Source organism: Qipengyuania psychrotolerans (assembly GCF_019711355.1).
GTDB classification, from domain to species: domain Bacteria; phylum Pseudomonadota; class Alphaproteobacteria; order Sphingomonadales; family Sphingomonadaceae; genus Qipengyuania; species Qipengyuania psychrotolerans.
In genome coordinates this window covers 1,792,521-1,813,011 of the sequence record NZ_CP081297.1, presented here as the reverse complement: position 1 = coordinate 1,813,011, position 20,491 = coordinate 1,792,521, and the positions used below count along the sequence as shown (strand labels likewise).

The 20,491-nt window shown below is 60.3% G+C and carries 15 protein-coding genes; 12 read left to right on the top strand and 3 right to left on the bottom strand.

Annotated features, from left to right (window positions below):
* Nucleotides 1-110 precede the first annotated feature (110 nt).
* Nucleotides 111-2,906, bottom strand: a complete 2,796-nt coding sequence (locus K3166_RS08940) for a TonB-dependent receptor (RefSeq protein ID WP_221421918.1) — start codon at nt 2,904-2,906, stop codon at nt 111-113.
* A 272-nt stretch (nt 2,907-3,178) separates the two neighbouring features.
* On the opposite strand from K3166_RS08940, the gene K3166_RS08935 reads away from it, so the two are divergent.
* The 6 genes from K3166_RS08935 to K3166_RS08910 all read left to right on the top strand — a co-directional run bounded on the left by K3166_RS08935 (nt 3,179) and on the right by K3166_RS08910 (nt 10,539).
* The gene (locus K3166_RS08935; protein ID WP_221421917.1) at nt 3,179-4,210 is read left to right on the top strand and encodes a LacI family DNA-binding transcriptional regulator; all 1,032 of its coding nucleotides are present in this window, start codon (nt 3,179-3,181) and stop codon (nt 4,208-4,210) included.
* Nucleotides 4,211-4,312: 102 nt separating this feature from the next.
* Nucleotides 4,313-5,851 (top strand): MFS transporter, encoded by a 1,539-nt coding sequence (locus tag K3166_RS08930; protein WP_221421916.1) that lies wholly within the window; start codon nt 4,313-4,315, stop codon nt 5,849-5,851.
* Nucleotides 5,844-7,250: an alpha-amylase family glycosyl hydrolase gene (locus K3166_RS08925; RefSeq protein ID WP_221421915.1), complete on the top strand. Its 1,407-nt coding sequence runs from the start codon at nt 5,844-5,846 to the stop codon at nt 7,248-7,250. Before K3166_RS08930 ends, K3166_RS08925 begins: the two co-directional genes overlap by 8 nt.
* A 184-nt stretch (nt 7,251-7,434) precedes the next feature.
* Nucleotides 7,435-8,343, top strand: a complete 909-nt coding sequence (gene cysD / locus K3166_RS08920) for a sulfate adenylyltransferase subunit CysD (protein WP_221421914.1) — start codon at nt 7,435-7,437, stop codon at nt 8,341-8,343.
* Nucleotides 8,343-10,262 (top strand): sulfate adenylyltransferase subunit CysN, encoded by a 1,920-nt coding sequence (cysN, locus tag K3166_RS08915; RefSeq protein ID WP_221421913.1) that lies wholly within the window; start codon nt 8,343-8,345, stop codon nt 10,260-10,262. The genes cysD and cysN overlap by 1 nt, the downstream gene beginning before the upstream one ends.
* 19 nt (nt 10,263-10,281) lie before the next feature.
* The gene (locus K3166_RS08910; RefSeq protein WP_221421912.1) at nt 10,282-10,539 is read left to right on the top strand and encodes a DUF2061 domain-containing protein; all 258 of its coding nucleotides are present in this window, start codon (nt 10,282-10,284) and stop codon (nt 10,537-10,539) included.
* A 15-nt stretch (nt 10,540-10,554) separates the two neighbouring features.
* Here the strand turns inward: K3166_RS08910 and K3166_RS08905 are convergent, their stop codons facing one another.
* The gene (locus tag K3166_RS08905; RefSeq protein ID WP_221421911.1) at nt 10,555-11,823 is read right to left on the bottom strand and encodes an acetyl-CoA C-acetyltransferase; all 1,269 of its coding nucleotides are present in this window, start codon (nt 11,821-11,823) and stop codon (nt 10,555-10,557) included.
* Between the two features lie 113 nt (nt 11,824-11,936).
* On the opposite strand from K3166_RS08905, the gene K3166_RS08900 reads away from it, so the two are divergent.
* The 6 genes from K3166_RS08900 to K3166_RS08875 all read left to right on the top strand — a co-directional run bounded on the left by K3166_RS08900 (nt 11,937) and on the right by K3166_RS08875 (nt 19,395).
* Complete coding sequence (locus K3166_RS08900; RefSeq protein WP_221421910.1) at nt 11,937-12,698, top strand: crotonase/enoyl-CoA hydratase family protein; 762 nt, start codon at nt 11,937-11,939, stop codon at nt 12,696-12,698.
* Nucleotides 12,699-12,745: 47 nt separating this feature from the next.
* Nucleotides 12,746-13,909, top strand: coding sequence for an acyl-CoA dehydrogenase family protein (locus K3166_RS08895; protein ID WP_221421909.1), 1,164 nt, complete (start codon nt 12,746-12,748; stop codon nt 13,907-13,909).
* A 128-nt stretch (nt 13,910-14,037) separates the two neighbouring features.
* The gene (locus tag K3166_RS08890; protein WP_221421908.1) at nt 14,038-15,342 is read left to right on the top strand and encodes an O-antigen ligase family protein; all 1,305 of its coding nucleotides are present in this window, start codon (nt 14,038-14,040) and stop codon (nt 15,340-15,342) included.
* Nucleotides 15,342-16,052 (top strand): polysaccharide biosynthesis/export family protein, encoded by a 711-nt coding sequence (locus tag K3166_RS08885; RefSeq protein ID WP_221421907.1) that lies wholly within the window; start codon nt 15,342-15,344, stop codon nt 16,050-16,052. Before K3166_RS08890 ends, K3166_RS08885 begins: the two co-directional genes overlap by 1 nt.
* Nucleotides 16,052-18,265: a GumC family protein gene (locus tag K3166_RS08880; RefSeq protein WP_221421906.1), complete on the top strand. Its 2,214-nt coding sequence runs from the start codon at nt 16,052-16,054 to the stop codon at nt 18,263-18,265. The genes K3166_RS08885 and K3166_RS08880 overlap by 1 nt, the downstream gene beginning before the upstream one ends.
* Nucleotides 18,262-19,395, top strand: a complete 1,134-nt coding sequence (locus tag K3166_RS08875; protein WP_221421905.1) for a hypothetical protein — start codon at nt 18,262-18,264, stop codon at nt 19,393-19,395. The genes K3166_RS08880 and K3166_RS08875 overlap by 4 nt, the downstream gene beginning before the upstream one ends.
* On the opposite strand, the gene K3166_RS08870 is transcribed toward K3166_RS08875, so the two are convergent.
* Nucleotides 19,392-20,444: a glycosyltransferase gene (locus tag K3166_RS08870; protein ID WP_221421904.1), complete on the bottom strand. Its 1,053-nt coding sequence runs from the start codon at nt 20,442-20,444 to the stop codon at nt 19,392-19,394. The genes K3166_RS08875 and K3166_RS08870 overlap by 4 nt on opposite strands.
* Nucleotides 20,445-20,491 lie beyond the last annotated feature (47 nt).

Below are 20,491 nucleotides of genomic sequence, written 5' to 3'. Positions count from 1 at the left end.
TCACCCTATTGGAGCCTGCCGGGAAAGCCATCTTGGGAACAGCATTTCCCGGCAGACGAGTGGCCGGACGGCGAGCCTGCTTTCGCAAACCCCGCCCGGCCGGAGGAGCCCTAGAACTTGTAGGTGAACCCGGCGAGGAACCGGCGTCCGTATTCCTGGTAATCGATCACCGCTCGCGGTTCAGGTACGTCGAATTGCGATACAAAGGGCTGGTTCGTCAGGTTCTGGCCCTGCACGTAGATCGAGAGGCCTTCGAGCGCGCTACCGGGCTGGAATTCATAGCCGATCTGCGCGTCGACGATAGTTTCTGCACGGGCCAGACGGCGAACGATATTTCCGCCGAAGCCGGTGAAGTCAGCGAGGAATTCCGAACGGTAGCGAACGCTGCCGCGGGCGCTGAAGCCGTTGAGATCATAGTACAGCGTGCCGTTGGCGACCCACTTCGAGTAACCGGGAATCTGGTCGATTTCGCCTTGTGCGTTCTCGATCTCGGTCTTGGTGTAGCCAAGGCCGCCGGTCACGCCGAAGCCGGTGAGCGCCGGTGTCAAAACGTCGAATGGAACCGTTGCCGAAAGCTCAGCGCCGTAGAAATTGCCGCCGCCCGTGTTCACTTCGGAGAACAGCAGACCAATCGGGCTTGCCGGCGCATTGCCTGCGGGAAGCGGGAAGGTGCTGTAGTCGAAGACTTGCACGTCGCCATCGATGTAGCTGACCAGATCCTTGTAGAAGAGCTGGGCTGCGATCACGCCAGCGCCGCCAGCGAAGTATTTCTCGATGTTGAAATCGACGGCATTGGCCCGGTACGGACGCAGAACCGGGTTGCCGCCGCCGCCGGAGATGTACGGATATTCGCCGGTCGGGCTCTGGCCGTTGTTGGTTTCGACAATGCCGTAACCGATGGCGACACGAAGGTCATCGAGCTGCGGACGCTGGATCTGGCGGCTGGCAGCAAGGCGGAATACCCACCCGCTATCGAAGCGCAGCGACAGGTTGGCGCTGGGAAGGATGTCCCAGTAATTGTCGCCGAGCGAGAGATTGACCCTTTCGTCGCCCGGAAGACCGTCAACGTTCGTAAATGCGACACCGGTCGAGTTTTGTTCGGTGTTCACGGCTTGCACGCCGAAGTTACCGGTCAATTCCCCTGAACCGAGGTCCTGCTGCACGTCGAACTGAAGGTATGCAGTCATCAGCTTTTCGGTGATTCCGTAAGCCTTGGCCGGGATATCGTTGCTGTCGTTCGCGTCGAGCACCAGCGTGCCATCTGCAATCAGGTTGCGAACATCGTAGCTGACGATCGGGCCGAGGCCGAGATAGCCGAGGTCTGTCGGACGGAGCAGCTCGCTGCTCGGGATGGCGATTTCGGTCGCGCCATTGGCGGGCGAAACAAAGAATTCGTCCGGCGTCAGGCTCTTGGAACGGTCGGTATAGGACAGGCCGAAGCTGACTTTCGAAATGAAGCTCTCGATGTCCTTCGCAACGCCGAGGCGGTACTGGTAGAGTTCGTCCTTGATAATGCGATTGTTGTAGTAACCGGCCTGGATGCGGCTGCCGCCCCAGCCAAGCGGATCGGTCAGGACGATCAGGTTGGGGTCGCTGTAATCCAGCGTGGGATCGAAGCTCGTGCCGTTTTCGTCCGAGAAGAACTGGATGGTATCGGTCGCTCCGACGCCAGCGTTGTAGCCGGTGCCGGAATAGCTTTCGATGCTCAGCTCGTTGCGATCGGTGCGCGAGAAACCGATGTCGAAGAACGCGCTCCAGCCATCGTCACCTTCATAATTGAGGTTCAGGCCACCGGAATAGAGGTCTGCTTCGCGCTGGAACACGTCGTTGCGGACTACGCCTTCGACGTTTTCGAAGGTGCCCTGTTCGGCAAAGCCGCCGAATGGGCCGTCGACAACGGTTGCGGTCGAGGGGTCGAAGGTCGTGCCGAAAGCGCCAAAGCCGAGCGGAAGCTCGATGCCGCGCTTGGACTGGTCATCGTCAAAATTCGAATAGAACCCGTCGAGTGTGACCATCAGCGTGGGCGATGCTTCCCACTGCAGCGTGCCGTTAAAGCCGAGACGAGTAAGCTGTGTCGAAGTGACGAAGCTCTTGTTGCCGCCGATGACGAAGGGGCTGCCCGGTTCGCCGCTGCCCGCATAACCCCAGGCATTGAATTCCTGCAGCTGATACGGCTCGTCGGTATAGGCAGCCGAAAGCGCGATGCCGAGCGTGTCGTCAGCGAACTGGTCTACGTAAGTTGCGTTGGCGCGGTAACCGAATTCCTTCGAACCTGCGTTCAGCGCACCGATGTCCGCGTACGAACCCTTGGCACCGATGGCGAAGATCGTTTCACCCGTCTCGAGCGGGCGGATGGTGCGGATGTCGATCGTACCGACAAGGCCCTGGCCCACGAGGCTGGCAGAGGGGCTCTTGTAGACGAGCACCTGATTGACGACTTCCGAGGGATACTGGTCGAATTCGACTGCGCGGTTGTCACCGGTCGAGGTCTGCTCGCGCCCATTGAGAAGCGTCTGCGAAAAGTCCGGGCCAAGGCCGCGAATGGCGATGACGTTGGCGCGGCCATTGAGGCGCTGCGATGTTACGCCGGGGAGGCGGGCGATCGATTCGCCGATGGAATCGTCGGGCAGCTTGCCGATGTCTTCCGCCGTGACCGATTCAAGGATGAGGTCGCTGTTGCGCTTCTGCGCGACCGACGATGCAAGCGATTCGCGGAAGCCGCTGACGATGATGACCGCAGATTCGTCCGTGTCCGCATCGTCGACCGGCTGGCCTTCTTCTTCCTGGACCGTGGTCGCCGGCTGCGTGCTTTGCGCAGCGGCAATGGACGGAGTAAAACCGCCGACGAGTGCGAGGGCCAGAACCGGAACGCTGGTGCTCCCGGCAAGATGCTTGCGAAATGCCATTACTTTGCTCTCCCAGATGGCCGCCCCCTGTTTGCCGAGGTCCGGCTCAAATACCCCACAGGCAGCTTCTCTTCGGCCTGTATGACAGTTTTGATACGTGCTGGTTGGGGGGCGGCGGAAGACAGCATACGTATACGCAACCGTCCGCCAAATCTGCGCGGTGCCCAAATGTCACATGATTCTAGCGGGCTGGCTGCCTCGGGCATGGCACTTTTATCGGGATAGGCTTATGGTCGCGGGCCATGGCTGCTGGTGCGGCCTGGAGGAGAGAGATGGGACGCAAGCCGACTGGTCGTCCGACCAGTTTCGACATTGCCTATGCTGCCGGAGTTTCGCAGCCAACCGTCAGCCGTGCGCTGCGCGGAGATCGCTCCGTGAGCGAGCAGACCCGTCAGAAGATCCAGCAAATCGCGCGCGACCTCAATTACACGGTCGACAAGAACGCATCCTCGTTGCGCTCGCAAAGATCGAACACGATTGCGCTGCTGTTTTTCGAAGATCCCACTCCCGATGAAAGCATGATCAATCCATTCTTTCTCGCCATGCTGGGGTCGATCACCCGGGCCTGCGCGGACCGGGGCCTGGACTTGCTGATTTCGTTTCAGCGGATGGAAGATGACTGGCACGTCAAGTATCAGGACAGCCACCGGGCAGACGGCCTGATCCTGCTCGGCTATGGAGATTACACGACATACACGCCCAAGCTGGAAAAGCTGGTCGCACAGGGCACTCACTACGCGCGATGGGGTTCGGTCAGCCTGGATTCCAGCGGAGCGACCGTGGGAACCGACAATGTCGACGCTGGGCGGCTGGTCGGCAGGCACCTGCTCGAAATTGGTAAGCGGCAGATCGCATTCCTAGGCGAAGCTGACGAGACTTGCCCGGAGTTTCTCGGACGTTTCACTGGCCTGAGAGAAGTGACCGAAGATGCCGGATTGCCTCCCCCACCGCGCTTCGACGCGATAACGACCGAAGAGGCAGGGTATTGTGCGGCCCGAAAATTGCTGGAGAGCGGCGCGGATTGCGACGCCATTTTCGCTGCCAGCGATCTGATCGCGATCGGTGCGATGCGCGCTCTTGCAGATGCCGGGAAGAAGGTGCCTGACGACATTGCCGTCGTGGGGTTCGACGACATCCCCGCCGCAAGCCTGACCACGCCGCCGCTCACCACGGTAACGCAGGATGTGAGGGGCGCGGGCGAAAGCCTGGTAGATGCGCTTCTGTCACAGATTGCGGACCGCGAAGTCACTCCGCACAAGCTGCCCGGAAAACTCGTGATCAGAGGCAGTACAGCCAAAGCCTGAGCTGTTACGTATTCGTATACGTGTTTGCGCATGATGGTACTTCGTGCGAGCCATCCTTTCGTGACCGGGCAAAACAGCCCGGCCGGGGAGAGGATTGATCGTATGGCGACTTCGGCCGCAAATACCCAGGCGCGCAAACCGCAGATGGGCTGGGGGCAGCTTGCCAACATCAGCTTTGGCTTTTTTGGCATCCAGATCGGGTTCGTGCTGCAAAACTCGAACATGAGCCGGATTTTCCAGACCGTGGGCGCATCGCTCGACGATCTTCCTGCGCTCTGGGTTGCAGCGCCGCTTACCGGCCTGATTGTCCAGCCAATTATCGGCCATCTTTCGGACAAGACCTGGAATCGTTTTGGCCGCCGCCGGCCCTACTTCATGACCGGTGCAATCCTTGCCGCAATCTCACTGCTATTGATGCCGCTGGCCCCGGCTTTTGGTGCGCCGCTGTTGTTCGCTGCTGCGCTGCTGTGGGTATTGGATGCAAGCCTGAACATCTCGATGGAGCCGTTCCGTGCATTCGTCGGCGACATGCTCGACAAGTCGCAGCACGCGACCGGATATGCAGTTCAGACTGCCTTTATCGGAGCGGGGGCCGTGGTTGCGGCAATCTTCCCGTGGCTGCTGGAACAGTTCGGGGTAAGCAATATCGCCCCGGCTGGCGAGATACCCGACACTGTCAAATGGAGCTTTTGGGCAGGAGGCGCTGCGCTGTTTTTGGCGATCGGCTGGACGGTCGTCTCGACCAAGGAATACAGCCCGGAAGAAATGGCCGCCTTCGAGGCCGAGCGGGAAGTCGAAACGGGTCAGAGCGTGCGTGCGCTGGCCGCGAAAACCTACGGTTCTGCCGTGCTGTGGATTGCTGCCGGACTGGCCGTGATAGCGAGTGTCAGCCCGCTCGGGCTGGAGAAAGAAATCTACCTGCTCGGGGGCCTTCTTGCCGTCTACGGAGTTCTCAGCGCTATCGGCATTTCGATGGCGAAGCAGGGCAAGCATGCCAATATGCTGTCGAGCATTGTCGGCGATTTTTCCGGCATGCCGGACACGATGAAGAAGCTCGCACTGGTCCAGTTCTTCAGCTGGTCATCGCTCTTTATAATGTGGATATATTCCGGCCCGATCGTGTCACAGTATTTCTATGGCAGCCCCGATCCGACCACCGCCGCATATAACGAGGGCGCGAACTGGTGGAACCTGATCTACACGGTGCAAAATGCGGTTGCCGCAGTCGCCGCGCTGACGGTGTTGCCGGTGCTATCGAGACGCATCGGCAAGGCGCGCACGCACATGACCTGTCTCTTGCTGGGTGCGCTCGGCTTCCTTGGCTATTTCGTGCTGCGCGATCCCAATTTGCTGCTTGTCTGCGAGATACTCAAAGGCATTGCTTGGGCCTCTATCCTCGCGATGCCCTATGCGATCTTGGCCAGCAGTCTGCCGCAGGCCAAGCTCGGTATCTACATGGGGCTGTTCAATATTTTCATCGTGGTGCCGCAATTGCTCGTGGCGACCGTGATGGGCAGCGTGATGAACGCCTTCTTCCCGGACGATCCGATCTGGACGATGCTGTTCGCGGCGGCGAGCTGGACGATTGCTGCCTTCGCCATGCTGCGAGTGACCGTGCCAGGGGAGGAAGCCCGTGCGTAAGCTATTCGTTGGAGCCGCCGCAGCGGCTCTGCTAGCGGGCAGTGCCCTCGCGATGAGCGGCACGGCCGACGAGCCTGCTGCAACTGAGTGGGAACTGCACAGCAAAGTTTCGATCGAGCATCCTGAATGGTCGCGCGATGCGGTCCTCTACCAGATCAATACGCGCCATTTCACCGAAGAGGGCACCTTTCGTGCTGCGCAGGAAGAACTGCCGCGGCTGAAGGAACTTGGCGTGGACATTCTCTGGCTTATGCCGATCCATCCGATCGGTCAGGAGAACCGAAAAGGCACGCTGGGCAGCCCTTATTCGGTACAGGATTATTACGGCGTAAATCCGGAATTCGGGACCGAAGAAGAATTCCGGGATTTCGTGGAAGCTGCGCATGGACAAGGCTTCAAGGTAATCCTCGATCTGGTGGCCAATCACACGGCCTGGGACAATGCGCTGCGAACAGAGCATCCGGACTGGTACGAAAAGACCTGGGACGGCGATTTTCGGCCGACACCGTGGTGGGATTGGTCCGACATCATCGACCTCGACTGGTCAAAGCCCGGCGTGCGCCAGCATGTGGGCGAGGCAATGGAGTATTGGGTCCGCGAGTTTGGCGTCGATGGATACCGCGCCGATGTGGCGGGGTATGTCCCACTCGACTTTTGGGAAACCATGCGCGAGCGGCTGACCGCCATTCGTCCTGTCTTCATGCTCGGCGAAGTGCAGCAAACTGCATTCCATCACTCCGCCTTCGACGCCACTTATGCCTGGGATTGGCACAACACCACGAAGAACGTGGCGCAGGGCAAGGGCGATGCCACCAGCTTCTATGGGTATTATGCCGAAAATGAGAGCCTGTGGCCGCGCGAGGCCATGCGGATGACCTATATCGAGAACCACGACAGCAATGCGTGGGAAGGCACGGTGCAGGAAAATTACGGCCCGGCGCTGGAGGCCATGACCGCCTTGTCCTTCACCGGCGAGGGCCTGCCGCTGATCCACAACGGCATGGAAGCCTGCAATTCCAAACGCCTGCAATTCTTCGAGACGGACCCGATCGACTGGAGCCAGGGCGCAGGTTGCAATTACGGCGAATTGCTCGGGGAGCTGATTGAATTTCGCAAAGCCAATCCGGCCTTGGAAAATGGCCAGTGGGGCGCGCGGATGCAGCAGGTCGTGACAGACAAGCCGAAGCAGGTCTTCGCCTGGGTCCGCCAGGAAGATGGCAACAAGGTCGTGGGACTGTTCAATTTCTCGCCGGAACCGGTCACCGCATCGCTCGCCGATGGGCTGGCTGGGGGACGGTTCGAAGAATTTCAGTCTCGCGAGCCCGTTGTCCTCAAGGCGGGCGACGAGGTGACTTTGCCCGCCTGGGGCTTCCGTCTTTTGTCGAGCATCGCGAACTAAGCGCTTTCAAACATTCGATTGCGCGGGCTGGGGATAAGCATTTTTCCTCCCGACAAGCATTGTGCGCGGACCAAAATTTTCCTATCGCTCCGGCGACCAAAAGCCGCTTGCGCGCCAAACGCTCGCCGGCCATCTCAGCGGTCGCTCCGCACCGAACTGACCAATTTTTCGAGAACATCTCTCCATGTCCCTCACCCATTTACAGCGGCTTGAAGCCGAAAGCATCCACATCATGCGTGAAGTGGTTGCCGAAGCTGAAAAGCCCGTGATGCTCTATTCCATCGGCAAGGATAGCGCAGTCATGCTGCATCTTGCCAAGAAAGCATTCTATCCGTCCCCGCCGCCGTTTCCCCTGCTTCATGTCGACACGACCTGGAAATTCAAGGAAATGTACAATCTGCGCCAGAAGAGCGCGGATGATGCGGGTATGGAATTGCTCATCCACCAGAACCCCGAGGCGCAGGAGCGCGGGATCAATCCGTTCGACCACGGACCGGTGCATACCGACATGTGGAAGACACAGGGGCTGAAGCAGGCGCTCGACAAATACGGCTTCGATGCCGCGTTCGGCGGTGCCCGCCGCGACGAGGAAAAAAGCCGTGCGAAAGAACGGATTTTTTCGTTCCGCACTGCGACCCACGGCTGGGACCCGAAGAACCAGCGCCCTGAGCTCTGGAACCTCTACAATGCCAAGAAGACCAAGGGCGAAAGCATCCGGGTCTTCCCGCTGTCCAACTGGACCGAGCTCGACATCTGGCAGTACATCCATCTCGAGAACATCGAGATTGTCCCGCTCTATTACTCCGCCAAGCGGCCCACCTTCGAATATGAAGGCGGGTTGTTCATGGCCGACGATATCGAACGCCTGGAAAAGGTCATGGGTAAACGCCCGGAGATCACCGAACGCTCGATCCGCTTCCGCACGCTGGGCTGCTTCCCGCTGACCGGCGCAGTCGAAAGCGAAGCGGCAACGCTGCCCGAAATCATCCAGGAAATGCTCCTCACCACGACCTCCGAAAGGCAGGGCCGCGTCATCGACAAGGATTCGGGTGACGCTTCGATGGAGAAGAAAAAGCAGGAGGGCTATTTCTGATGTCGGATAGCGTAACGGACACCGTCTACGAAACCGATGCCCTCATCGCCGAGGATATCGACGCGTATCTCGAGAAGCACCAGCACAAGACCATGCTGCGCTTCATCACCTGCGGCAGCGTGGATGATGGCAAGTCGACCCTGATCGGCCGCTTGCTCTATGATTCGAAGATGATCTTCGAAGACCAGCTTGCTGCGCTCGAAAGCGATAGCAAGCGCGTCGGAACGCAAGGGCAGGAAATCGATTTCGCCTTGCTGGTCGACGGTCTCGCCGCCGAACGTGAACAGGGCATCACGATTGACGTCGCGTACCGGTTCTTCGCGACAGAGCACCGCAAGTTCATCGTCGCGGATTGCCCGGGCCACGAACAATACACGCGCAATATGGTCACCGGTGCTTCGACCGCCGATCTGGCTGTAATCCTGATCGATGCGCGCAAGGGCGTGCTTGTCCAGACCAAGCGGCACAGCTTCCTGTGCCACCAGCTCGGCATCAAGAACCTCGTCCTTGCCGTGAACAAGATGGACCTGATCGATTACGACCAGGCGAAATACGATGCCATCATCGCCGAATACACGGCCTTTGCTGAAAGCATCGGGATCGAAAGCTTTACCGCCATCCCGATTTCGGGCCTTGCGGGCGACAACATCACCAGCAAGTCGGACAATACCGGCTGGCATGACGGTCCCACGTTGATGGAGCATCTCGAAGCCGTTGAAGTGCGAAGCGATGCCAATCTCGGCAAGCCGTTCCGTATGCCGGTGCAGTGGGTCAACAGGCCTAACCTGGACTTCCGCGGATTCTCCGGTTTGATTTCGACCGGCAGCGTGAAGCCGGGTGACAAAGTTCGCTCGCTGCCTTCAGGCAAGACGAGCACGGTCAAGTCAGTCGTCACCATGGACGGCGATCTTGACCAAGCCATATCCGGTCAGTCCGTCACCATTACTCTTGATGACGAGATCGATTGTTCGCGCGGTGACGTTCTGGCTGCTGCAGACAATCCTCCCGAAGTCGCGGACCAGTTCGAAAGCACCATCGTCTGGATGGACGAAGAACCCCTGGTGGTCGGCCGCGGCTACTGGATGAAGCTCGGCTCGCAGATGGTTTCAGTGACCGTTGCCGAGCCCAAGTTCGAAATCAACGTCAACACGATGCAGCACCTTGCGGCCAAGACGCTTGAACTCAATTCGATCGGCGTCAGTGAAATCACGACCGATCGCCAGATCGTGTTCGATCCCTACGAAGAAAACCGCGCGCTCGGCGGCTTCATCCTGATCGACAAGATTACCAATCACACCGTTGGTGCCGGGATGCTGAATTTCAGCCTGCGCCGCGCACAGAACGTACATTGGCAGGCGGTGGACATCACGCGTGACGATCACGCCGCGATGAAGAACCAGCGTCCCCGTGTGTTGTGGTTCACCGGCCTTTCGGGATCGGGCAAGTCGACGATCGCGAACGAGGTGGAAAAGAAACTGGCGATCATGAACCGCCACACGTTCCTCCTCGACGGGGACAATGTGCGTCACGGTCTCAACAAGGACCTGGGCTTCACCGAAAGCGACCGGATCGAGAATATCCGCCGCATCGGCGAAGTGGCCAAGTTGATGACCGACGCCGGCTTGATCGTTCTGACCGCATTTATTTCGCCGTTCCGCGCCGACCGCAAGCTGGTCCGCGACATGATGGGCGAGGGCGAATTCATCGAAATTCACGTCGATACTCCGCTCGAAGTCGCGGAGCAGCGCGATGTGAAAGGCCTCTACAAAAAGGCTCGTGCAGGTGAGTTGAAGAACTTCACCGGCATCGACAGCCCGTATGAAGAGCCGCAAGAGCCGGAAATCCGCGTCAATACCGTGGCGATGAGCCCGGAAGAAGCCGCGGATTACATCATCAAACAGATCCTGCCGCTCAAGTAAGGGCGCCGGGGCACCACTGATGCTACTTTTTCGGGGGCGCGAGGCCCATTCGCGATCGTTTGCGAAAGCGGTCAGCTGGCGAATTCTCGGCAGTATCGACACCTTCGCGCTCAGCTGGTTCTTCACCGGCAGCGCGAAGGCGGCTGGCGCTATCGCGATCAGCGAGGTGGTGACGAAGATGGTACTGTATTATTTCCACGAGCGCGCCTGGGCGAATGTCTCGTGGGGATTTGCCAAGGACGCAGAGGAAAGCCAGGCGGGCGACCGGCCCGCCTGAGCTTGGCAGTACCAATCAGTCGACGAAATCGCTCACGCGCTCGATGATGATCGCCGGGGCCATGCCGCCCGCAGCGCACATCGTGACGAGGCCATAGCGCTTGTTCTGACGTTCCAGTTCGTCGACCATAGTGCCGATCAGGATTGAACCCGTGGCGCCGATGGGGTGTCCCAGCGCGATAGAGCCGCCGTTCACATTGACCTTGTCCCAATCGAGATCGAGGTCGCGCACGAACTTGGCTGCAACCACCGCGAATGCCTCGTTGATTTCATAAAGATCGATGTCGTCTTTCGACAGACCGGCCTTGGAGAGAACTTTCTTCGCCGCAGGGACGGGCGCGTTCAGCATCAGGGTCGGATCATCGCCCATATTGGCGGTCGCCACGATACGTGCACGAGGTTTAAGCCCATGCTTCTGGGCATATTCCTTGCTCGCCACCAGGACGGCCGCGGCACCGTCAACCACGCCCGAGCTGTTGCCCGCATGGTGGAAGTGCTTGATTTCGAGGTCGGGATATTTCGCGTTTACCAGTCCGGCAAAGGTCGTGCCGTTCTTGTCGAGCGGGACATTCGCGATCTTGGCGAATGCCGGCTCTAGCTCGGCAAGCCCTTCGCGAGTGGTCTGGGGGCGCGGATATTCATCCTTGTCCAGCACGACATTGCCGTCGTCATCCACCACCGGGACTACCGATTTATCGAACCGGCCTTCCGCCATCGCCTCCGCCGCGCGCTGCTGGCTGCGGTAGCCGACTTCATCCAGCTCTTCGCGCGTGAAGCCTTCCATCGTGGCGATGGCATCACCGCATACGCCTTGGTGGCTTTGCGGGTGGGTGCGCATCAAGCGCTCGTTATAGCTACCCATCATTGGCGGCTTGAGGCCCGCTGCCATCTTGTCCTTCGACATTTGCGCGGTGAGGCTCATCATTTCGGTGCCGCCTGCGACAACGCAGTCTTCCATGCCGCTCATGACCTGGGCCGCGGCAAGTGCAACCGATGTGATGCCGCCGCCGCAGAACCGGTCGAGCGTGGTGCCGCTGGAAGTGATGTCATAGCCGGCATCGAGCGCAGCCATGCGACCAAGGTCGCCTGCCTGCATCCCGTCCTGCGTGCTGACCGACCAGATGACATCGTCGACCGTGGAGGTGTCGAGATGGTTGCGGTCCTTGATCGCCATTAGAGCTGTTGCGGCGAGATGCTGCGGATGCATTGCGGCCAGCGCGCCCTTGCCCTGCTTGCCGATCCCTCTGGGGGTGCGGACGGCATCGATGATGTAGGCTTCGGACATGGCGTGTTCCTCTCTCGTCTTGTCGAATGTTGCGGCTTTTGCCGGTTGACGTTTGCGTAAACCTCCCGCAGCAAGGGCGCAAGAACAGTTTCTATTTGCAATGGAGAGAGAGAATGTCCGAGGAACTCCTCACCGAGGTCGACAATGGCGTCCTGATCGTCACCATTAATCGTCCCGAAGCCAAGAACGCGATGAACAAGGCCGCCGCCGAAGGCATTGCCGCGGCAATGGACCGCCTGGATGCGGATGATGATTTACGCGTCGGTATTCTGACCGGTGCAGGCGGCACGTTCTGTTCCGGCATGGACCTTAAGGGGTTCCTGCGCGGCGAGTCGCCCAGCATTGAAGGCCGCGGATTTGGCGGTGTGGTGCAGGCTCCGCCAAAGAAGCCGCTGATTGCAGCGGTTGAAGGTTATGCCTTGGCCGGCGGGCTTGAGCTCATGATTGCCTGCGACTTGGTCGTGGCGCACAAGGATGCGAAATTCGGCATTCCCGAGGCAAAGCGCGGCCTGGTGGCTGCTGCTGGCGGCGTCATGATGTTGCCTGACCAGATCCCTGAACGCATCGCCATGGAGCTGGCGCTGACCGGCGATTTCATTGGCGCGGATCGCGCTTACGAACTGGGCCTCATCAACCGGGTGACAGACGGGTCTGCGCTTGATGGTGCCAAGGAACTGGCAGCAAAGATCGCCGAGAACGGACCACTTGCGGTTCGCGTTTCGAAGCAGATCATGAAGGAATCGCGCGGCTGGGCCATGGACGAACGCTACGACAAGCAGGCCCAGTTGATCGGACCTGTCTTCGTGTCCGAAGACGCCCGCGAAGGCGCCGCAGCATTTGCAGAAAAGCGCAAGCCGAACTGGAAGGGTAAATAAGCCCCCGTTCGCGCCCAAGTTCAGATATCTGAGAGGAAGTCCAAGCCATGTCCGTCATCGACGTACCCCAGCCCGAATTCATGAACGACGAGGAAATTTCGATTTTCGCCGACGCCGTGGGCAAATTCTATGAAAAGCATGCTCCTGAAAAGCGCGTCCTGAAATGGCGCGAAGAGGGCCAGGTCGAACGCGAGTTCTGGAACGAGGCAGGTGCGGCTGGACTTCTCGGCACTTCGGTGCCCGAAGAATACGGCGGCCACGGCGGCGATTTCCGGCATGAAATGGTCGTCATCGACCAGCAATCGAAGCATAACGTCGAAGGCTTCGCCGCAAGCCTGCATAACACCGTGATCCTGCCATATCTCGTGCGTCACGGCACTGAAGAGCAGAAGAAGAAGTACCTTCCCAAGCTGGTTTCCGGCGAACTGGTCAGCGCCATCGCGATGACCGAGCCGGGCGTGGGATCAGACCTTCAGTCGATCACCACTACGGCACTGAAAGATGGCAATGGCTACCGTATCAACGGAGCCAAGACGTATATTTCCAACGGCCAGACGGCAGATTTCATCGTCATCGTGGCCAAGACCGACCCGAAGGAACGTGCCAAAGGCATCTCGCTGATGCTGCTCGAAACCGACGGTGCCGAAGGGTTCCAGCGGGGCAAGAAGCTCGACAAGATCGGGCTGGACGCTGCCGACACTTCCGAACTGTTTTTCGACGATGTCTTCGTGCCGGCTGAAAACGTGCTTGGCGGCGAGGAAGGGAAGGGCTTCTACCAGCTGATGGGCGAGCTGCCGCAGGAACGCCTGATCATTGCGATGGGCGCGATGAACGGTATCGAAAAAGCGCTCGAAACGACGATGGAATTCGTCAAGGACCGCAAGGCATTCGGGCAGACGATCTGGGATTTCCAGAATACACAGTTCGTCATGGCCGACCTGAAAGCGCGCGGCACGGCGGCGCGCATCTTCGTAAATGATTGTATCGCCAAGCACCTCAAGGGCGAGCTCGATGTCCCGACGGCTTGCATGGCGAAATACTGGGTCACCGAACTTCAGGGCGAAGTGGTCGATAAGTGCCTGCAATTCCACGGCGGCGCGGGCTACATCAATGATTATCCGATTGCGCGCATGTACCGCGACAGCCGCATCACGCGCATTTTTGGCGGCTCGAACGAAGTCATGAAAATGGTGATTGCCCGCTCGATGTAGTTTCCCCTGTTTACCTTAAAGGTTAGGTCAAATACCTGACTCGCAAGGGGGACTGATCGCTGCATAGACGGGGTTACAAGGCGGCTTCACGTCACGGGCTGATCGTTGCCGGTTTCCTCGCTTATGCGATGGTTCTGGGGGGTGGAGGTTCGCCCAGCCCCAAAGCGGAGATAATTGTCCAGCTTGGCTTCGTGGCCGCGCTGGGCGCGTGGCTGTGGTGGGCGCCGAAGCATGGCTTTGCCCAACTCAATGACATTCCCAAACCGCTGATCTGGCTGGGCGCCGCACTGCTGGCGTTGCCGCTTATCCAGCTGGTGCCGCTACCGCCTGCCATCTGGCAGGCGCTGCCCGGGCGTGATCTTCAACAGGCGTCACTGGGCCTTGTCGGTGCGCAAGACAGCTGGCGTCCCTTGTCGATCAGTCCGCCGCGAACGCTAGCCGCCCTGCTGGCGCTCGTCCCGGCGGTTGCGCTGATGTGGGCGGCCGCCAGTCTGCCATCGAGGGACAGGCGCTTTGTCATCCTCGCGATTGCCGCTGTCGCGGTTGCGGGCGCTGCACTTGGCGCGTTGCAATTGGCCGGCGGCGACGGCGCGTTCCAGTTATACGAATTGAGCCATCGCGGCTGGCTCACGGCTTTCCATGCCAACCGCAATGCGGCAGTCGACGTTTTGCTGATCGGCTCATTGGCGCTCAGCGCCTGCTTCGCGGGCAAGTCCATGCCCGGTCCGGTTGCGCGCCGGCGCATTCCGATATTGCTGGCCGGCCAGGGTGTCCTCCTGCTCGCCGCGATTCTCACTGGCTCACGCATGGGCATCCTGCTGATCCTGCCGGTCCTGGCGATCAACGCCATGATCCTCAAATCGGTAGGCATGGGAAAAATGCTCGATATCGCACTGCGCGCAGCAGCGGTTCTGGTGGCAGCGATGCTGGCTTTGCCGTGGTTGCTATCGGGCAATGCGAGGCTGGCGGAAGTCGCCTCGCGCTTCGACGTTGCAGGAGATGCGCGCATCCTGCTCTGGCGCGATACGGTCGCGGCGATCGAGGCGTTTTTTCCTGTCGGCAGCGGGATAGGGACCTTCCCGGTCGCTTTCGGACCATACGAAAGCTTTGAAAGCCTTTCACCGGCCTCGATAAACCGGGCGCACAATGACTACCTGGAATTTCTGCTCGAAGCCGGCTTGCTTGCCCCTGTCTTGATCGCGCTCGGAGCGTGCGCGTTGTTCGCCGCCGGCAGAAAGGCTTGGCGTGAGTGCCCGTGGGACCGCGCTCCACAGATCTTTGCGCTTGGCACCCTTGCTGTCATTGCGCTGCATTCCTTCGTGGATTATCCACTTCGCAACATGGCAATAGCCTGCCTCGCAGGGGTGGCGGCCGGGCTTTTGAGCGCGACCCGGCAATCCCCCGAGGCCCGACGGGAAGCGGAATCAGAGTAATGACACGCCTGAGTACCTTGGCCTCAATGGTCCGTTTTGCGGGTCTATGCGGCGTGCTCGTGCTCACCGCCTGCCAGCGGCCACTCAATCCCGTCGTACCTGCCGGACAGGCCGGTTATGATGCTGTTGCAGTCGATGCCGCTTCATCGCTTCCTGAACGCTACACGCTCAATCCGGGCGACGTTATCGCAGTGCGCGTTTTCGACGAACCCAATCTGTCGGTCGAAGAAATTGCGCTCGACAATGCCGGGATCGTTACGCTTCCGCTCATCGGCGAGGTCAGGGCTGTCGGGCTCAGCGCCACCGAACTCGCCGCAGCAATCGAGGCGGCATACGCTTCGAATTACCTGCGCGATCCCCGCATTTCGGTCATCGTCAAGCAAGGGCGCACCCGGACCATCGCGGTCGAAGGCGAGGTGGAGCAGCCCGGCGTCTTCCCTTACGCGGAAGGCCAGACCTTGCTGACAGCGCTGGCGCTGGCACAAAGCCCGACCGACACCGCCAAACTGGACGAAGTCATGATCTTCCGGACGATTGACGGCCAGAGCACGGCTGGCCGGTTCGACCTGCGCGCAATTCGCGGAGGCCGGATGCCGGATGTCGCGCTGATGTCCGGTGATGTGGTCGTGGTCGGATATTCCAGCGTGCGCGGCGCGTGGCAGGATGTCCTGCGTGCGGTGCCGGTATTTGGCATATTCAGGCCGATTTGATGACTGAAGCCACTCCTATTCCCATGCTCAATGCGCGTGATCGCTACGCCGCAGCCTATGCCGCGTCCGGCAACAACGCGATCAGCGACGCGATCCGCAGCGTGATTGGTGCATTGCGCCGCTATCTTTGGATGGCCATCGCGATCGTTGGCTCTGCTGCGGCCCTGGCGCTAATCGTGACCATGCTGGATACGCCTCGCTATTCTGCAGCGGCCAGCGTGCAGATCAATGACCAGCGTGACGAGGTGCTCGGCGGTGCGTTTGAAACTCAGGTGGCGCCGCCATCGTCCGACTGGGACATCGACCGCTTCCTCAACACACAGCTCGATGTCCTGCGCAGCCGCGCCTTGGCAGAGCGGGTCGCGGATGCACTGAACCTGGCTAATGACGAACGTTATTTTTCGGCCATGGAAGTTCCCCCTCAATCGGTCCCCACCGAAGAAGCGGACAAGCGCAAGTTGGCCATCGACCTTCTGCGCGCCAATGCCGAGGTCGAACTGCGCCGGTCGACCCGAATCGCGCTGATCACGTTCTCCAGCACTGATCAGGAAGTTACGGCACGCATCGCCAACGCCTTCGCCGAGGAATTCATCCAGCAGAACCTGCAGCGCCGCTTTGACAGCTCTGCCTATGCACGCAATTTCGTGGCCGAACAGCTCGATGAAGCGCGCCGATCACTGGAAGAGACCGAGGCCGCTTTGAATGATTACGCGCGCCAGACAGGCCTGATCCGGACGCGCGATACCTTTGCGCCCAGCGGTCCCGAACTTGCCGCAGGAACCGTGACTTCATCGAGCCTGCTGCAATACAATCAGGCCGCCATTCGTGCCCGTGAGGCGCGCATTGCAGCACAATCTCGCTGGGATGCGATTTCAAATTCGCCGCTGCTGTCTTCTCAGCCGGTCCTGGCCAATCCCACCGTGCAGTCCTTGATGACCAGGCGCGCGCAGACCGAAAGCGAATTGCAGATAGCGCGTGAGCGTTACTTGCCCGGACACCCTGCGATTGCTCGCCTCGAAGGTGACCTTGCCGCAGTCAACACGCAGCTCAATCGTACAGCGAACGACGTTCGCCAGTCGATTCGTGCCGACTACCTTGCGGCACAGTCCGCCGAGCAGCGGCTTGAGAGCCAGGTCACGCAGGCCCGCGGCGAAACACTTGCCGAACAGGACAAATCGGTACGGTACAATGTGCTTGCGAGAGAAGCCGATACTGCGCGGTCATCTTATGATGGGCTGCTGCAGCGGTTTCGCGAATTGAATGCGTCGGCAGGCATTGCCTCGAGCAACATCACCATCATTGATCGGGCGGAAATACCCAGCGCGCCATCTTCGCCGAGCCTGCCGCGCAATCTGGCGATTGGCTTGCTGCTTGGACTTGCGTTGGCCGGTATTGCCGTATTCCTGCGCGATCAGCTTGATGATGTCATCCACACACCGGAAGACGTGGAAGAGAAGCTCGGCCTGTCCCTTCTGGGCGTTGTTCCGCGTGCCGAAGACCAGACCCCGCTCGAAGCGCTGGCAGAACCCAAATCGCCGATTGCCGAGGCATACAATTCCATGCGCGGCGCGCTGCTGTATTCTACCCCTACTGGGCTTCCCAAAATCATCGTCGTCACCAGTGCTCAGGCCGCCGAAGGCAAGAGCACGACCAGCTTTGCCATTGCCGCCGGTCTGGCACGTATCGGCATCGAACCCTTGCTGATCGATGCCGACCTGCGCCGTCCGGCCTTGCACAAGATCGTCGGGATCAGTGCGGAGCGCGGGCTGACCAATCTCCTGGTTTCGCAGGATGATCCAAGCGATCTGACTACCCGTGTCGAACACGGCGGAAGTGCGTTCGACGTTCTGCCTGCCGGTCCATTGCCGCCAAGCCCGACGGAACTGTTGTCGTCGCCGCGGATGGCGCAATTGCTTGAATTCTTTGCGGGCAAATATGGCGTGGTGATCGTCGATAGTCCGCCGATCCTGGGACTCGCGGACGGACCCATGCTGGCCGCTATTGCCGATGGAACGGTGTTCGTGGTCGAGGCTGAGCGCGGCCGCAGCGGTTCTCTCAAGGCCGCTTTGCGCCGGCTGCGTTCGATGGAGCCGACCATTCTTGGCGCAGCCCTGGCGAAGTTCGATCCGACGCGTTCGGGCAATCGATATTCCGCCTATTACGGCTACGATTATTATGCCTACTCCGACAAGGAAGGGCGAAGCGCGGGATGACTGCCGAACGGGCCCGGTGGATCGTCAGCCTCGGCGGGCTGGTATTCGCCGCGCTAGTGCTGGCTTCGGGATTTGATCGCCTCAGCTCCCACCAGCCAAGCGATGCGCGCCTTGTTCCGGCACCCTTCCGCGCCGATGCAGCGCGGGTCACCGCATCCAGCCACTTGCTGGCAGGGCGTCACGAAGGCGCCCTGGCTGCCGCTCGCCAATCGATCCTCGCAGACCCCTTCGATCCGCGCGGCCCGGCCTTCCTTGGTGCGGCGCTGTATGGACAAGGGGCGAATGATGAGGGCGAACGCGCGATGCTGCTCACCGCCAGGTTGAGCGCCCGTGAACCGCTGAGCCAGGGCGCGCTGACTGCAATATCGATGGCCGATGGCAAGGTGGGCGAGGCTGCGCGTCACTTCGACATCCTGCTCCGTGCCCACCCGCGAACACGATCCCTGGACGGCCTGTTCGCGATCATGGAATCCCGCCCGGAAGGACGCGCCGAATTGGCCCGCCGATTGACCCGGCAGTCCCTGTGGACCGACGCCTATTTGCGGGCCGAGGGTCAGGAAGTCGGCGTACTCCGCGACCGGGCACGGTTCCTTGCGGCCAATGCTGACACCATTTCACTTGGTTGCGACAGGATTGACCCGCTGGTCCGCGAACTGGCGAGGCGCAACTACCGCGCCGATGCACAGTCACTTCATTCTGCTCAATGTGCCAGCGCTTCGAGCGGGCAGGTCCTCGCCGATTCAGGCTTTGATCGTTTGGGCGAGGATGCGCTGTTCGGCTGGCGCAGGCATGGCAGCGGCGATGTGACTATATCGAGGCGAGCAGGGTCGGTGGATCTGGAAAACCGTACGAGTGTAACGCGGCTCGTATTGTCCCAGCCGATCGCCCTGCCTCCCGGTGAATATCGAGCGTTCGGAAGTGTTTCCGGGGCCAATAGCGATGCGCTGCTGGCATCGCTCAACTGCGGAGAGCCCGCCCGGCCCATCCAGGGCGGTGGCTCGCTTGGGCGAGGGCAGCTTATTCGATCCGACGGCTGTGATGATCCTGTATTCGGTATCTGGCTGCGTCCGGGTCTTGGCGTTGTCGCGCTGGACAACGTTCGCCTCGAGGCAGTTGGCCGCGCTGACTAAAGCAGCGCGCTGTAGAATTCCTCCCAGCGCTCGGCGACACTCTGCTGAGAGAATGGTCCGCCAGCCAGCCCTCCTGCTGCATCGGACATTCGCTGCCATTCCTGATGATCGAGAGCGAAAGCCTGACGCAAGGCGGCGCCAATGGAACCGGCCGATGTGCCGCAGTCGATCGCAGCGCCTTCGGTGAACCCTTCGGGCAGATGGCAATGCTCGCTCATGATCGTGGGAACCCGCGCCGCCCACGCCTCAAGGATCGCCATGGGCAGCCCTTCGCTGTGCGACGGCAGGATCAGGAAGCGCGCAATTTCGAGCAGAGCCGCTTTTTGCGATCCGAAGGCCGTACCGACGAACTCGATGCCTGTATCCCTATTGCCCTTCATGGCGCTTTCGATGGCGGCGATACCCTCGTCATCCCCCCAGCCGGCGATCGTAAGGGAGGCGCCGGACGGCAGATCGCTACGCACCGAAAGCCATGCTTCCATCAGGGCCGACAGGTTCTTTTTTTCATGTATGCGGCCAAGGTAGAGCACCATCGGTGGGCGCTCCCTGCCCATGGCGGACGTGATCGGGGGAGCCGCATTGGGCACGACGCCGATCTTTGCCCCTGGCGCTTCGTTCGCGATATCAGCGGCTTCTGCATGGGTAAGCGCGTGAAATGCATTCGCAATCTTCCACGCCGCTCGTTCCCAGAACCATCGCCCGAGGTGCTTCTTCCACGCATTGCGGCGCGTAATCCACGGGTCGAACATGCCATGCGGGCTGATCACGAGCGGTAAACTGGAATGGTCTGCGAGTTTGCGGGCTACCCGGCTCGGATATTGCCAGATGCCATTGAGGTGCAGAAGGTCAAGCCGGGCGGTCCGGACAAGCTCAGGAAGCTGAGGCGCGTAGCCAAAGGCCGCTGGACCGCGCACATCGGCCAGCCGCACCTCGCAGCCTTTCAAGCGCCACACATCGTCTTGCGAGGCACTGTCGCGCAAGCCCAGCACAACGGGCTCCGCGTCAAGCGAGCGCAGAATGTCGGCTTGCGTGACGACTGCTTCGAACACGCCGCCATTGCGGCGCGAGACCCACGAGGACAGCAGGCCTACCCGCT

Excerpts from the sequence above, each read along its gene's own strand:
- K3166_RS08940 (WP_221421918.1), bottom strand. The coding sequence starts at position 2,906 with ATGGCATTTCGCAAGCATCTTGCCGGGAGCACCAGCGTTCCGGTTCTG.
- K3166_RS08935 (WP_221421917.1), top strand. The coding sequence starts at position 3,179 with ATGGGACGCAAGCCGACTGGTCGTCCGACCAGTTTCGACATTGCCTAT.
- K3166_RS08930 (WP_221421916.1), top strand. The coding sequence starts at position 4,313 with ATGGCGACTTCGGCCGCAAATACCCAGGCGCGCAAACCGCAGATGGGC.
- cysD (WP_221421914.1), top strand. The coding sequence starts at position 7,435 with ATGTCCCTCACCCATTTACAGCGGCTTGAAGCCGAAAGCATCCACATC.
- cysN (WP_221421913.1), top strand. The coding sequence starts at position 8,343 with ATGTCGGATAGCGTAACGGACACCGTCTACGAAACCGATGCCCTCATC.
- K3166_RS08910 (WP_221421912.1), top strand. The coding sequence starts at position 10,282 with ATGCTACTTTTTCGGGGGCGCGAGGCCCATTCGCGATCGTTTGCGAAA.
- K3166_RS08905 (WP_221421911.1), bottom strand. The coding sequence starts at position 11,823 with ATGTCCGAAGCCTACATCATCGATGCCGTCCGCACCCCCAGAGGGATC.
- K3166_RS08900 (WP_221421910.1), top strand. The coding sequence starts at position 11,937 with ATGTCCGAGGAACTCCTCACCGAGGTCGACAATGGCGTCCTGATCGTC.
- K3166_RS08895 (WP_221421909.1), top strand. The coding sequence starts at position 12,746 with ATGTCCGTCATCGACGTACCCCAGCCCGAATTCATGAACGACGAGGAA.
- K3166_RS08890 (WP_221421908.1), top strand. The coding sequence starts at position 14,038 with ATGGTTCTGGGGGGTGGAGGTTCGCCCAGCCCCAAAGCGGAGATAATT.
- K3166_RS08885 (WP_221421907.1), top strand. The coding sequence starts at position 15,342 with ATGACACGCCTGAGTACCTTGGCCTCAATGGTCCGTTTTGCGGGTCTA.
- K3166_RS08880 (WP_221421906.1), top strand. The coding sequence starts at position 16,052 with ATGACTGAAGCCACTCCTATTCCCATGCTCAATGCGCGTGATCGCTAC.
- K3166_RS08875 (WP_221421905.1), top strand. The coding sequence starts at position 18,262 with ATGACTGCCGAACGGGCCCGGTGGATCGTCAGCCTCGGCGGGCTGGTA.